General features: G+C 36.3%; 9 protein-coding genes. 8 read left to right on the top strand and 1 reads right to left on the bottom strand.

Annotated elements, in window-relative coordinates:
• Positions 1–93 precede the first annotated feature (93 nt).
• The 6 genes from C7D53_RS10430 (at position 94) to C7D53_RS10410 (ending at position 10,342) form a co-directional block, all read left to right on the top strand.
• Positions 94–2,574: a beta-mannosidase gene (locus C7D53_RS10430; RefSeq protein WP_106916430.1), complete on the top strand. Its 2,481-nt coding sequence runs from the start codon at positions 94–96 to the stop codon at positions 2,572–2,574.
• Positions 2,575–2,788: 214 nt separating this feature from the next.
• Entirely contained in the window at positions 2,789–2,908 is a 120-nt protein-coding gene (locus C7D53_RS21250; protein WP_162926164.1) for a glycoside hydrolase family 2 protein, read from the top strand.
• A 314-nt stretch (positions 2,909–3,222) separates the two neighbouring features.
• Complete coding sequence (locus C7D53_RS10425) at positions 3,223–4,131, top strand: AEC family transporter (protein ID WP_106916429.1); 909 nt, start codon at positions 3,223–3,225, stop codon at positions 4,129–4,131.
• Between the two features lie 113 nt (positions 4,132–4,244).
• A complete protein-coding gene (gene priA, locus C7D53_RS10420) occupies positions 4,245–6,692 on the top strand; it encodes a replication restart helicase PriA (RefSeq protein ID WP_106916428.1) in 2,448 nt (815 codons plus the stop codon).
• A gap of 161 nt (positions 6,693–6,853) precedes the next feature.
• Positions 6,854–8,323, top strand: a complete 1,470-nt coding sequence (gene dacB / locus C7D53_RS10415) for a D-alanyl-D-alanine carboxypeptidase/D-alanyl-D-alanine endopeptidase (protein WP_106916427.1) — start codon at positions 6,854–6,856, stop codon at positions 8,321–8,323.
• 87 nt (positions 8,324–8,410) lie between these two features.
• Positions 8,411–10,342, top strand: coding sequence for a M1 family aminopeptidase (locus tag C7D53_RS10410; protein ID WP_106916426.1), 1,932 nt, complete (start codon positions 8,411–8,413; stop codon positions 10,340–10,342).
• 33 nt (positions 10,343–10,375) lie between these two features.
• On the opposite strand, the gene C7D53_RS10405 is transcribed toward C7D53_RS10410, so the two are convergent.
• Positions 10,376–11,254: a cupin-like domain-containing protein gene (locus C7D53_RS10405; RefSeq protein ID WP_106916425.1), complete on the bottom strand. Its 879-nt coding sequence runs from the start codon at positions 11,252–11,254 to the stop codon at positions 10,376–10,378.
• Between the two features lie 158 nt (positions 11,255–11,412).
• On the opposite strand from C7D53_RS10405, the gene kbl reads away from it, so the two are divergent.
• Together kbl and C7D53_RS10395 are read left to right on the top strand one after the other, a co-directional pair.
• Positions 11,413–12,609: a glycine C-acetyltransferase gene (kbl, locus tag C7D53_RS10400; RefSeq protein WP_106916424.1), complete on the top strand. Its 1,197-nt coding sequence runs from the start codon at positions 11,413–11,415 to the stop codon at positions 12,607–12,609.
• Positions 12,610–12,781: 172 nt separating this feature from the next.
• Positions 12,782–13,333: a CopD family protein gene (locus tag C7D53_RS10395; protein ID WP_106916423.1), complete on the top strand. Its 552-nt coding sequence runs from the start codon at positions 12,782–12,784 to the stop codon at positions 13,331–13,333.
• Positions 13,334–13,393 lie beyond the last annotated feature (60 nt).

The following is a 13,393-nucleotide window of genomic DNA, read 5'->3' as shown; positions in this document are numbered from 1 at the left end:
TGAGATTGTTTGATCGTTAAGTGAGTAAGGAATAACAATAATTCTTTATTCACTTAAACAAACAGAACTCCAAAACACACAGAAATCCCATTAATGAATAAATCTCTCCTTATTGCTTTCATTTTCATTCAGAACGTTCTGTTTGCACAGTTTTCTGAAAGAAATTTATCCTCCGAGAAATGGCAGTTCAAAAACACCAAAGATCAAAACTGGCTGCCCGCAAAAGTACCGGGAACAGTTCATCTGGATCTGATGATGAATAAACTCATTCAGGATCCTTTCAAGGACGAAAATGAAAAGAAAGTACAATGGGTAGAGAATGAAGACTGGGATTACCAGACTAGTTTTAAAATCTCATCAAAAGAATTTGAATACAATAATATTGATCTTATTTTTAACGGGTTAGATACATTTTCTGAGATTTATCTGAACGGAAAATTACTGCGGAAAACTGATAATATGTTCAGAAAGTGGGAAATTCCTGTGAAACCGAATCTTAAAATTGGTGATAATATAGTGCAGGTCAAATTCAAATCGGCCATCAATACCGGAAAAGACCTTGCCAAAAAAGTTCCGTTTACCATGCCGGAAACCCCAAGGAGTTTTGTAAGAAAAGCACAATATCAGTTTGGGTGGGATTGGGGTCCAAGACTCGTTACTGCAGGAATATGGAAAGAGGTGAAGCTGGAATTTTGGAATAACGCAAAGGTTAATAATGTTCAGGTTCAGCAGAAAAAATTAACGGATACATTAGCTGAGGTTTCCTTTAATATGAAAATCTTTGCTGAAGAAGATGGAGAATACTATACCTGGTTTAATCTGAACAGAGGAATGCATCGTTTTCATCTTAAAAAAGGACCCAATACCATTGTTCTTCCCTATAAAATTAAGAACCCCAAAATTTGGCAGCCCAATGGAATAGGGAACCCCGACCGATATACTACGAAGATCACATTATATAAAAAGGGAGGACGGTTTATTCGTGATATCGGTGTTGCCTATGGCTTGAAGAATGTTGAACTTATTCAGGAAAAAGATGAAAAAGGAAAATCATTTTACTTTAAGGTAAACGGAAATCCTCTATACATTAAAGGAACTAACTGGATTCCTGCTGATAGTTTCTCACCAAGAATCACAAAAGAAAAATACCAAAGACTCATTAAGGCAGCCAAAGAAGCCAATATGAATATGATCCGCATTTGGGGTGGCGGGATTTACGAAGACGAAGAGTTTTATAAGGCTTGTGATGAAAACGGAATCTTGGTGTGGCAGGACTTTATGTTTGCAGGAAGTTTCTATCCCGCAGACGAAGACTTCCTGAATAACGTAAAAGAAGAAGTAAAAGATCAGGTTAACAGGCTTCAGAATCATCCGTCCATAGCTTTATGGTGCGGAAATAATGAAATTGACGAAGCCATTGTCAACTGGGGCTATCAGAAGCAGTTTAAATATTCAAAAAATGACTCATTACAGGTTTGGAAAGATTATAAAAAACTTTTTCATGAAGTAATTCCCAATACATTAAAGGAAAATCTTACACCAGATAAAAATATCTATTGGCCAAGTTCACCCTCCATAGGATGGGGACACAAAGAAAGCCTTACTGAGGGAGATTCTTATTATTGGGGAGTTTGGTGGGGAGAACAGCCCTTTGAAATGTACCACGAAAAAGTAGGCCGTTTTATGTCTGAATACGGGTTTCAGGGGATGCCTACCTTGGGAACTACGAAGACAATGTTTTCAGGTGTTCCGGATCTGAACCTGCAGAATCCCACCATTAAGGCTCACGAAAAACATGCAAGAGGCTGGGAAATTATCCATGAATACATGAAACGGGATTATAAAATTCCGACAGACTTTGTAAAGTATAACTATGTTTCACAACTCTTACAGGCAAGAGGAATGCAAATGGCAATTGAAGCCCACCGCCGTGCAAAACCGTACAATATGGGAACCTTATACTGGCAGTTGAATGATTGCTGGCCAGTGGTTTCATGGTCTTCCATAGATTTTTTAGGGAACTGGAAAGCATTTCACTATCAGGTAAAAAGAAGTTTTGAACCTGTATTGCTTTCAATGGCAGAAAAAAATAAGACTTATGATATTTATATAATCAATGATTTATTAAAAGAAATAACAGTAAATGCAAAACTTGAATTAATAGATTTTGATGGAAAACAACTTTGGAAATCTAATAAGATCAAAAAAATTGCTGGGAATGCAAGTGAGAATATTTTAAATATTAACAAATCTGAACTTTCCAAATTTGACTTATCGAAAGCTTTTTTAAAAATAGCCTCGGATGATGATGGAATAAAACTGGAAAAACTTTTTTATCTTGTAAAACCCAAGGATTTAAAACTCCCCAAACCTAATATTACAATCAAAAAAATATCCCCGACAGAGATTGAAGTCTCTACAGATGTTCTGGCAAAGGATGTTTATCTGATAGGAGACACTCATTTCAATGACAATTTTTTTGATCTTTTACCCAAGACCTCAAGGAGAATCACACTATCCAAATCCTTTGACAAAGTAGAAGCAATGAGCTTAGCAGATACTTTGAATGAATAATTAATCTGCAAAATCCGCAAGATCTGCGAGATGCCACTCAACAATAAATCTTCTATTTTAATGACAATTTTTTTGATCTTTTACCCAACACCTCAAAGAGAAGCACACTATCCAAATTCTTTGACAAAGTAGAAGCAATGAGCTTAGCAGATACTTTGAATGAATAATTAATCTGCAAAATCCGTAAGATCTGCGAGAGGCCGCTCAACAATAAATCTTCTATTTTAATGACAATTTTTTTGATCTTTTACCCAACACCTCAAGGAGAATCACACTATCCAAATCCTTTGACAAAGTAGAAGCAATGAGCTTAGCAGATAATTTGAATGAATAATTAATCTGCAAAATCCGCAAGATCTGCGAGAGGCCATTCAACAATAAATCTTCTATTTTAATGACAATTTTTTTGATCTTTTATCCACTACCTCAAGGAGAATTACCCTTTCTAAATCCTTTGACAAAGTAGAAGCAATGAGCTTGGCAGATACTTTGAATGAATAATTAATCTGTAAAATCCGCAATATCTGCGAGAGGCCACTCAACAATAAATCTTATTATTTTCAGAAACTATCCCATCCAAAAAAATAGAAATTTTCCATTCCTAACTCAAAAATCAGCCGTAAATTTGCACCATATTTCTTTATAGTTATGGTAAATTTTGTTCTGATTGCAGTGTGCATTATTGCAGGAATGGTATTCAAAGCAACAAAATCTATCCACCCCGATGCCCATAAGGGTATCAATACCTGGATTCTTTATCTTGCTCTACCGGCAGTTTCTTTCAAATATCTGCCAAAAGTACACTGGACAACGGAGATGCTTTTTCCGATTGCAGCTACTTTTTTAATCTCTGTATTTTGCTTCATCTATATGATGTTTTATAGTAAAAGTCGGGGCTATTCAAGACGTTCCAGAAGTACATTGGAGCTGGCGAGTGGTTACAGTAATACGTCATTCATCGGTTTTCCACTCATTAGTGCTTTTTATGGAGAAGGCCTTTTAAGCATTGCCATTATCTGTGATCAAACCATGTTCTTTGCCCTTTCAACATTGGGGATTATTGCCGCTGTAAAAGGAGGGAGTAAGTCCGGAAAAGTAAGTGCCATATTTATTTTGAAGCGTTTGATTACATTTCCACCATTAATAGGCTGTATTTCAGCTTTGGTATTATCTCAATTTATAGATTTTACTTTTGCAGAACCATTTTTTGATAAGTTGGCTGCAACAGTGAGCCCGTTGGCGTTATTTTCAGTGGGATTACAGTTGAAGTTTAACGGCTGGAAAAAACTGATTCCGCAGATGTCTGCTTCCATGCTTTATAAGTTGATTTTGGCACCGGCAATTGTTTTAGGAATGGCTTTATTATTCGGAATAAAAGGAGATGTTGCAAAAATTACCGTGTTTGAAGCGGCAATGCCTACATTAGTGACTTCAAGCATCATTGCAGAACAGTTCAGGCTAAATACGAAACTGACCAATCTTATCATCGGAGTGAGTATTATTGTTGGATTTTTTACCTCTGCCATGTGGTACGAAATTACAGAATTGCTCTTTTAACTTCTCATGGTTGTCACGGTAGTTTCAACCGATATTTTTAATGAAACGAAAGAACTTCTACAAAGTTGCAGTTCTCTCAAGAAAAATTTAATTTTACACCTTAAATATTTCCCTTGCAATATACTCAGATTGTTTTACCACTGAACTTAAAAGGATCCTTTACCTATAGGGTTCCGGAAGAACTAATGTCTGAAATTCAGCTGGGAATGCGGGTTTTGGTACCATTTGGAGGAAAAAAGATCTATACAGGAATTGTTTTCGAACTTCATGATCTTCCTCCTGAGAATTTTGTGGCCAAAGACGTAATCAGTATTTTGGATGAAAAACCCATACTTCCCGAAGAGCAGATTAGCTTCTGGAACTGGCTTTCCGAGTATTATTTATGCAATCTAGGGGAAATTTACAGGCTTGCTTTTCCATCTTCTCTAAAACTGGAAAGTGAAACCTATTTAAAATTGAAGCCCGGAGTTGTTATTGATTTTGAAAATCTTGATGTCAATGAAATGTATCTGGTTCAGGCGCTAGAAGTAAGACAGCTGGTGAATCTCACAGATATTGAGGCATTTATTCCTAAAAAAGAAATCATTAAAACCATCAATTCACTCATTGATCTGCAATATATTGAGATTGATGAGAAAATTGCTGAAAAATATAAGGCAAAAGAGGTTGCCTACGTAAAAGTTAACGGAGACGTTCTGAATAATCAGAATCTCACGGAAATTCTTTTAAAACTAAATAAGGCTCCCAAGCAGAAAGATTTGTTTCTTCTTATTTTGGAAAAGCAAACTGAAAAGCCGGATCATCATATTAAAAAGGCTGAGCTTTTTGAAGATGGTTATTTTGGAAGTTCTCATTTCAAAGCATTGGCAGACAAAGGCCTTGTTGAGGAATATTATATGCAGAAAGACAGGATTGAAAGCTACGAGGGAGAAATTGAAGAGCTGGAGGAACTTTCTGAGCAACAAAAAATAGCAAAATCAGAAATTGATGAAGCCTTTGAAGAAAAAAAGAATGTTTTACTTCATGGAGTAACCTCTTCCGGAAAAACTCATATTTATTTAGAGAAAATAGAAGAGTGTGTTAGAAATGGACAAAATGTTCTGTTTCTGCTTCCTGAAATTTCATTAACCAAGCAAATTACCCAAAGATTAGAAAAAAAATATGGCAGACAATTAGGTTTCTACCACCAGAAACTTACTGATTTTGAAAGAGTAGAGGTATGGAGAAGAGTTAAACAGAATGATATCCGTATCCTTGTAGGAACCAGAAATGCCCTGTTTTTGCCTTATCAAAACCTGGGATTGATTGTGGTGGATGAAGAGCATGATTCTGCTTATAAACCAAGAGAGGTTTCTCCTTACTTTAATGCTAAAGATGCTGCTTTGGTACTGGGAGGCCTATACGAAGCGGGGGTAATTCTCGGATCTGCAACTCCATCTGTTGAAAGCTATTACAGAGCCAGAAAAGATAAAATGAAATACATCTTTCTGGATGCAAGGTTTGGAAATGTTAATCTTCCGGAATATGAATTGATCAATTTTAAGGAAGCTCAGGAATCTAAAAAGGTTTCCGGAAATTTTTCCCTAAGACTGATTGATGAGATTAAGAAAACGGTTGATGAAAAAAATCAGGCCATTGTTCTCCATAACCGACGAGGCTATGCTAACGTTATAGAATGTGAAACGTGTGGTTATGTAAACTATTGCTCCAATTGTGATGTGGTAATGACCTACCACAAGGCAGCCAATGAAATGAAATGCCATTACTGCGGACAAAGAGCTTCGAAACCAAAAACCTGTCCGAAATGTAATTCTGAAAAACTAAACGAAAGAGGGGTAGGCGTTGAGCAGATTCATGAAGAGGTTTCCAAAATATTTCCCGAAAATGAAGTGGATAGAATGGATGTAGATTCCATGCGTAAGAAATTTGCTTACGAAAAGCTCTATGAAAAAATTGAAGAGGGAGAAACAGATATTGTGGTGGGAACGCAGATGATTTCCAAAGGGCTGGATTTTGACCATATAGAATTGGTAGCCATTCCTAAGGCTGATTCCTTATTATATGTACAGGATTTCAGAGCGGAGGAAAGAGCCTATCAATTAATAACACAAGTTTCCGGAAGAGCCGGAAGGGTTTCAGGAAAAGGAAGAATCCTGATTCAGACCTACAATCCTGATCATTCTGTATTCCAGCTGATCAAGATGAATAACCCGGCAAAGATCTATAAGTATATCCTGACAGAACGCCAGAAGTTTAATTATCCACCGTTTACCAAGCTTATTATGATAGAGCTAAAGCACAGAAAGGATGATAAAGTAGACCGTGCTTCTCAGTTTTTAGGTTCAATTCTTCGAAAATATCTTCCTGAGGATTGTATTTTAGGTCCGGAAAGGGCACAAATTGCCAGACTAAATAATTTATATCAATTCCAAATTCTGCTAAAGTTACCCCGCGGTAAAAACTATGACAGATTTAAAGGTCTGGTTTTGATAAGTCTGAAGGAATTTGATGAAATCACTGCTTATCAAAGCATTAAAAAAGATGTTTTTGTTGATTTTTAACAATTTTTAACAAACTTTACACTCTTTTATAAGAGGGCAATGGTCCTTTATATAACAATAATTTCTACTTTTGGACGTTGATTAAGTGTTTGGCTCTTTAATTGAATGATTTAACTTATCATTTTTTATAGCGTCCAAACTATAGAACAAAAAGAAGATAGATGGTAAATTTCAGAAAATATATTTCAAGCGCAGCGGTATTGGCTTCTGGTTTTTTCATAGCTCAATCTACCGTTTCTACTGTTCTTTACTCCCAGAATTATGACAATCAGAAAAACAGCTTAAATCTGCCGTCACCTGTTAGTACGATGGTGGAGAAGACTGTGTTGTCAGCTAAAGAACTTGTAGATATTAATGTAAACACAATGATGGCGGATCCCGTGCTGAAAAATGCAACGTGGGGATTCGTAGTGTATGACCCGAAAACGAAGAAAGTAATCTCTTCGTACAATGAGAGTACTCCGTTGGTTCCGGCTTCCACTACAAAGCTTTTAACTACAGAAACAGCTTTAAACCTTTTAGGTGAAAACTATCGCTGGATGACTCAGCTTGAGTATTCAGGAACTGTTGATGAAAACGGAGTTTTAAATGGAAACCTGTATGTTATTGGAAGCGGTGATCCGTCTCTGGGAACAAATAAAGCAGGAGCAGGATCTTACAGAGACATTATCTCAGATTTCATAGGTGGAGTTTCACGTGAGGGGATCAAAAAGGTAAATGGTGATATTATTATTCAGACAGCGCTTTTCAAAGGCAATATTTCAATGCTTCCGGAAAATGTTGTATGGCTAGAAAACAATAATTACTATCTGCCTGCAGGTACAACCCGAGGAATTAACCCGGCTAATGAAAAACTGATCGTAAAGAAAGGAGGCTTTTCTACAGAAAAGAAATTCTTCTATGTTTCACCTTATGCTCATCAAATGGTATATGCTGAAAAATATGATGGAGATGGTATTTTAACAACAAAAATTCCAGATGCACCGGCATATCTGGCGAATTCATTCAGAACAACACTGGTGAAAAGCGGAATTGCTGTAACCGGAAAAGTAACTCCTAAAATGACAGATGCTGCACCTGAGAGCAGAAAAATGATCTCAGCTTACAAGTCTCCAACTTTAAGTGATATTGTATACTATACCAACCAGCATAGTGATAATTCATTGGCAGAAGCCTTGCTAAGAACTGTAGGATTCCAGAAAATGGGAGATCAGACTTCAGAATCAGGTAGAATTGTAGTGACAGATCACTTAAAAGATGCAGGTTTTGATATGATAGGACTCAATTATATGGATGGAAGCGGGCTTTCAAGAAGTAATAATGTAACTCCAATTTCTCAGGTTAAATTTTTGACTTCTTTGATGGACGAGAAATATTACAGATCATATTTAACATCTCTGCCCATTGGCGGACAATCCGGAACCTTGAAAAGAATGTTTAATGGAGAAGGAAATGGACAGGTTTTTGCTAAAACCGGAACTTTAAATAAAGTGAAAACATTAGCAGGATATCTGAAAACCAATTCTGGTAAAACATTAGTGTTTTCTTTAATGGTAAATAACTATGCAGGATCAGTAGACATGGTGAAAAAAAGAATGGAAAAGATTCTGGAACCGGCTCTGGAACTTTAAAAAGTATTTATTTTATATATTATAAAGGCCTTTTAATCAATGATTAAAAGGTTTTTTTTATATTTGAATTCTATAATATTTTCATCTATGAAAAAAGTTTACCTCCTGATGTTGGGTTTTCTGGTATCTCAACAGTTGTATGCACAAACACAGGACCAGAATATTGAAATGAAAGGATTGATAAAAAAGGAAAAAAAATCCTTTGCCAACAGAATGGTTGTAGGTAATGTCAATCCGAATACACTCAACTATGATCTTCAGTATCAAAGAATGGATGTAAGTTTAAACCCGTCCGTTAAAAATATTTCAGGTTCGGTAACATCCCATTTTAAGCCTAACCAGAGCATGGGAAGTATTTATTTTGACTTTACCAATCTGTTATCAGTTTCTCAGGTACAATATCATGGAAATAGTATTCCTTTTCAGCAGCTGCCTAGCAAGGAAATTAAAATAGATTTTCCGGCTTCAATCGCAGCCAATACATTAGACTCCCTAACGATTCATTATTCCGGTACTCCAGATCCATATTACAGTACTGTTATGACGGGCACTCAGGGAGGAACCCCTGTTTTGTCTACTTTAAATGAGCCTTATGGAGCACAGGATTGGTTTCCTACCAAGCAAAGTCTAAATGATAAGATTGAGAGAGTTGATTTTAAAATTACAACCCCATCACAATATAATGTGGCGGCAAACGGTAAATTGATGTCTGAAACCAATCTTCCTGCAACTTCACAGAAGCTTACTTTCTGGAGAACAATGTATCCTACTCCTGCTTATCTTATTGCGCTTGGGATCACCAACTATACAAAGCTAAACAGCACCATCGGAAACCCGCCATTCCCGTTTGTGAACTATGTTTATCCCGGAACAGCGGCGAACTCTACACTGGTATCCAATATTGAATGGACGAAGCAGGTTATGAACACCTATGAGACTTATTTTGGACCTTATCCTTTCCGTGATGAAAAATACGGACATATGGAATACCTTAATGGTGGTGGAATGGAGCATCAGACAATGTCTTCTATGAGTGGCTGGGGAAAAAGCCTTATTGCTCATGAGCTTGCCCACCAATGGTTCGGAGATAAAGTGACTTGCGGAGCCTGGAATGACATCTGGCTGAATGAAGGATTTGCAACTTTTGGAGAACATGTAACCAACGAGAAACTGCTGATGACCAATACTGAATTTATGAACTATTTGGCGAATCAGACCAGCTATATTACCGGTGCAGCAGGAGGAACCGTTTATGTTCCTGATGCCAGCCTTACCAATGTTAACAGGATTTTTGACAGCAGACTTTCTTATGCCAAAGGAGGTTATGTTTTAAGAATGTTGAAATGGATTTTAGGAGATACAGCTTTTTATCAGGCTATTAGGGACTATCACGGAAGACCGGCCTTGGCTTATAATTATGTGAGAACTTCAGATTTTAATGCATCGTTACTTCAGTCTACAGGAAAAGATTTTACAGGATTTTTTAACGACTGGGTATATGGAGAAGGGTATCCTACTTACAATATAAAATGGAGACAGCTTGGAAATCAAGTACTGTTTAATGTTTCCCAAACGCAGAGTATGCCGTCTGTAAGTTTTTTTGAGTTGCCTTTACCCATTAAAGTGACTGGAACCGGAGGGCAAACCGCTTATTTGGTGCTGAATAACACCTCAAATAATCAAAACTTTACGGAAGCCATTACTTTCCCGATTGCAAGTATTCAGTTTAATTATGAGTATCAGATTCTACAAAAGAATTCAACAGTAGTTCAGGATGCTAATCTGAGTGTTTCCTCTGTAGAGAAAGAAAAATTTGGTTTATATCCTAACCCTGCAAAAAGTGAACTCTATCTTAATGGAGTAGATAAAGCAGCGGATTATAGTATTCATGCTATAGATGGAAAATTGGTAAGAAAAGAAATTTACCAGCCAGGTAAGGCTATAGGCATCGCAGAATTGGTTCCAGGTACTTATATTTTCACCATAAATGAAAAACATATTAAATTTATTAAGCATTAAAATAGATTTAATCAGATCATATAAAAGGAGCTTTCAAATTTGAAAGCTCCTTTGTTTTCTGGCAGCCATTGCTCCTCTTTGTTTAGCAATTTTCACCTTGTATCTGAACCATTTTTCCTTAAATACATAGCGCATGGCGTTGTCAAAATTTCGGATAATTACCAGATTTTTAAAACCATTCCATTTCTCAATGAAACTAGAAGGAAGCGCCCGGACCGATATGGAGTATCCTCCGGTTTCATACTGTATATAATGCCACCATCCGGCAGGAATGTAAAGGGTTTCACCAGGTTGAAGAATAGCTTCATAACCATTTAAATAAAGGAGTGCCGGATACTCCCTGTAATCAGGATTCTTAATGTTAGTCAAGCTATGGAAATTGTAGGGCAGCTTATACATAAAATTAGACTGTTCACGGGGAAACAGCCATACTCTCTTGATTCCCTGAAATTGGGTGATAAAAACATGAGACATATCGATATCAATATGATTTCTTGTAGCAGAACCCTGCCCGCCAAAAAACATAAAAGGCAGCCATTTTAATATTTTACCGTTGGTAACATCATTGTAAAAAATATCATTTTTAAGTTCGGGTTTTATGCTTAGTAAATTAAATAGAAAAAGACGATGCTCGGTGGGAGTAGAATCTATCAGGTCCAGATATTCTGAAAAAGAAGTCTGCGTAATGGGTTCACTTGCCACTCTGTCCATAGAATCAAGTTCACTGCCATATATATCTACCTGATGATTTCCTGCTACTTCTTTAAAATATTTATAATTCCACTTTTTAAAAGCCGGACTTTCGGGGTCTACAAAATCTTCAAGAATAACAGGCATCTTGGGCTTCATATATTCGTCTATAAAGGTTCTTGAAACTATTTTCTTTATTTTCTGTACCGGAATCAATCGCATATTCTGAATTTTAAAACAAATATAATTATTATCCTACTAATTTTATAGACTAATAATGTTAAAAACTTAATCTAGCATCAAATTTTAGAATTAAGCCTATAAAAGGTTTTATTTTACTGCCTTTTTAGTAAATTAGCACATCTAAAAAATTACTAAAAATGATTTCTGAAAAATACCTACAACATTTACAGAACGAACTTCAAAATATTGAAAATGATGGACTTTTCAAAAAAGAAAGAATCATCACTTCTCAACAAAGTGCGGAAATTGAAGCTAACGGAAAAAAGCTTTTGAACTTCTGTGCCAATAATTATTTAGGATTATCCAATAATCCTGAAGTGATGAAAGCTTCTCAGGATATGATTGAATCTCACGGATATGGAATGTCATCTGTACGTTTTATCTGTGGAACACAGGATATTCACAAAGAATTAGAGACAAAGATTGCCAATTTCCTTGGTCTTGAAGATACTATTCTTTATGCTGCTGCATTTGATGCAAACGGAGGTGTTTTTGAACCGTTGTTTACTGAAGAGGATGCTATTATTTCAGATGAGCTGAACCATGCTTCCATCATTGACGGAGTTCGTCTTTGTAAGGCTGCAAGATACCGTTATAAGAATAATAACATGGCTGATCTTGAGGCTCAATTGATTGCTGCTTCAGAAAAGAATCACCGTTTCAAAATTATTGTTACTGACGGAGTTTTCTCAATGGATGGTATCGTAGCTGATCTAAAAGGTGTTTGTGACCTTGCAGACAAGTATGATGCTCTGGTAATGGTGGATGATTCTCACGCAACCGGTTTTATAGGAAAAACAGGTCGTGGAACTCATGAAGCTAACGAAGTAATGGGTAGAGTGGATATTATTACCTCTACATTAGGAAAGGCTCTTGGTGGTGCTTTAGGAGGATTTACCTCTGGTAAAAAAGAAATCATCGATATGTTGAGACAACGTTCTCGTCCTTATTTATTCTCCAATTCATTGGCTCCCGGGATTGTAGGTGCTGCTTTGAAGGTATTGGATATGATTTCAGATGATACTTCATTACGTGATAAAGTAATGGAAAATGCAGAATATTTCAGAACAGAAATGAAAGCCAAAGGTTTTGATATCCCTGAAGGAGATGCTGCTATTGTTCCTGTAATGCTTTATGACGCGCCACTTTCTCAAAAAATGGCGAAAAAATTAATGGATGAGGGTATTTATGTAATTGGATTCTTCTATCCTGTAGTACCAAAAGGAAAAGCAAGAATCAGAGTTCAATTATCTGCAGCTCATACTAAGGAGCATCTTGATAAGGCCATTGCCGCTTTTGAAAAGGTAGGAAAAGAATTGGGTGTGATTTCTTAATTTTTGAAGTGAACATTATCCATACAATATAATCTTCGGCTCGGGGCAGCAAAGCTGCCCCGAGCCGAAGTGTTTTTTATATAAATACGGTTTAATTATATTTTCCTGACCAAAAGAAAAATATTTTTAACAATTACATAATAAGCTTATCTTTGCTGTTAATTTTTTCTGAATGCTTTATACAATAATCAAAGCGCTGCACATTATTTTTATGGTAAGCTATTTTGCTGGAATTTTCTATCTCGTAAGAATTTTCGTTTACTATAAGGATACCGATGAGTTTCCGGAAGAAAAAAAGAAAATTTTGAGGGAGCAGTATACCTTTATGGCCCGCAGACTGTGGAATATCATTACTGTTCCGGCAGGGGTCATTATGACTATATGCGGATTGGTGATGATCTTTTTAAATCCGGGATTAATGAAGATGGGTTGGTTTCATTTAAAACTGACATTCCTGATCGGACTTGCCGTTTATCACTACTGGTGCTGGAAGAAAGTGCTTCATTTAAAGGCGCTTAACGGAAGTACTCTAGAAACTGCCAATATCAAATTGAGACAAGCCAATGAGATTGCCACATTCATTTTGTTTCTTGTTGTATTTACCGTGATTTTAAAATCTATGGCAATTACATATTGGTGGCAATTAATTACAGGATTTTTCGTTCTTGTATTTCTGATCATGATGACCGTAAAACTTGTTAATAAGAATAAAAAAAAGAAATAATTGTGAAAGTAGGGGACGCGTCCTAATGCATTCCTGCTCATTACATTCTACTAAAAAACT

The sequence above is a fragment of the Chryseobacterium aurantiacum genome, from assembly GCF_003020585.1.
Taxonomy (GTDB): Bacteria; Bacteroidota; Bacteroidia; order Flavobacteriales; family Weeksellaceae; genus Chryseobacterium; species Chryseobacterium aurantiacum.
Note: the sequence above shows the minus strand (reverse complement) of the source record. Positions and strands in the feature narration are given on the sequence as shown.

Bases quoted from the DNA above. Each gene is read 5' to 3' on its own strand.
- C7D53_RS10430 (WP_106916430.1), top strand. From the start codon at position 94: ATGAATAAATCTCTCCTTATTGCTTTCATTTTCATTCAGAACGTTCTG.
- C7D53_RS10425 (WP_106916429.1), top strand. From the start codon at position 3,223: ATGGTAAATTTTGTTCTGATTGCAGTGTGCATTATTGCAGGAATGGTA.
- dacB (WP_106916427.1), top strand. From the start codon at position 6,854: ATGGTAAATTTCAGAAAATATATTTCAAGCGCAGCGGTATTGGCTTCT.
- C7D53_RS10410 (WP_106916426.1), top strand. From the start codon at position 8,411: ATGAAAAAAGTTTACCTCCTGATGTTGGGTTTTCTGGTATCTCAACAG.
- C7D53_RS10405 (WP_106916425.1), bottom strand. From the start codon at position 11,254: ATGCGATTGATTCCGGTACAGAAAATAAAGAAAATAGTTTCAAGAACC.
- kbl (WP_106916424.1), top strand. From the start codon at position 11,413: ATGATTTCTGAAAAATACCTACAACATTTACAGAACGAACTTCAAAAT.
- C7D53_RS10395 (WP_106916423.1), top strand. From the start codon at position 12,782: ATGCTTTATACAATAATCAAAGCGCTGCACATTATTTTTATGGTAAGC.